The organism is Acetobacter sp. AN02 (assembly GCF_029759835.1).
Lineage (GTDB): Bacteria > Pseudomonadota > Alphaproteobacteria > Acetobacterales > Acetobacteraceae > Acetobacter.
Map to the genome: position 1 here is coordinate 1 of NZ_JAJJND010000184.1, position 1,128 is coordinate 1,128.

Here is a 1,128-nt window from a genome sequence, read left to right on the forward strand (position 1 = left end):
AACAACCTTGGCGCATCATGTCAATCGGACTGCGCAATTGGGCGCATAGGTTCTAGCAATCAACGGTTGGTATGAGGAAGGCTTTGGTCGCAGCCGCGGCGGCTTTACGAGCAAGATCCACGCCCGTGCTGACGGTCAGGGACGCCCTCCTGGCTTCAACCTGACGGGTGGTGAAGTTTCTGATTATTCCGGCGCTGATGCCCTGATGGACCTGCCGGTCGCAACACCGCGCCGGCTTCTGGCCGACAAGGGATATGATAGTGACAGGATACGGGAGAGTCTGCTTTTTCGAGGCATTCTTCCTGTAATCCCGCCGCGTTCAAACCGCACAGAGGATATTCCGTGCGATTTCCGAAGTTACCGAGATCGCAATCGTATCGAGCGGATGTTCAACAGGCTGAAGCAGTTCCGACGTATCGCCACACGCTATGACAAGACAAGAATATCGTTTCTCGCCTTTCTTAACCTCGCAGCCGTAAAATTGTGGCTACCGTCTTTTGTCAACAGAACCTAGTCCGTGTGATTCCATTTCTTCGGCGTTGATTGCCGATGGTGGAAGATGAAGCAGCTTGGGTTTCTTTGATGTTGAAGAGCGCCTTGCTCGGCTGAACGGGCTTGACGGTCAGCTCGAAACATTATCCCGGACTGTGGATTTTGAGGTATTTCGCCCTGATCTGGAGCTGGCTCTGGCCTGTTCAGACGGAAGTAAAGACGGACGTCCGCTGTTTGATCCGGTGCTGATGTTCAAAATTCTGGTCATCCAGACGCTGAACAAATGGAAGACAACGGATACCGCCGCCAGTGATGGTGCGTGATTGATAGAGGTGTTGTTAGATAAAACCAGTGCGGCCTCAGGCGTTTGAGCTGATACAGCTTATCGCTCAAAGCGAATGAGGACTTCATGGATAAGGAGGGTTTTGTCTCAAAGGGTCACAGGAAAAAGCCGGATCTCGAGCCTGTGCCCCGGTAATCTCCCCATTTTTAATAGGGCGTTGAATGAGAATTCAGGCAGCTGTTTTTAGTTTCTGGGCGGGTGTGAACCCACCGTTAATGACGTGCCCCCCGGAAATGTAACCATTTAAAAGTAGAGTCCGATCGAGAAGGATACGGACGGATGAAACGCAGTCG

The 1,128-nt window shown here is 52.0% G+C and carries 1 protein-coding gene and 1 pseudogene; both read left to right on the top strand.

From position 1 onward, the window contains the following. Nucleotides 1-58 precede the first annotated feature (58 nt). A complete protein-coding gene (locus tag LOC54_RS12265; RefSeq protein WP_408740353.1) occupies nt 59-514 on the top strand; it encodes an IS5 family transposase in 456 nt (151 codons plus the stop codon). 55 nt (nt 515-569) lie between these two features. Further along, nucleotides 570-967: pseudogene (locus LOC54_RS12420) on the top strand (hypothetical protein); the annotation flags it as partial. Nucleotides 968-1,128 lie beyond the last annotated feature (161 nt).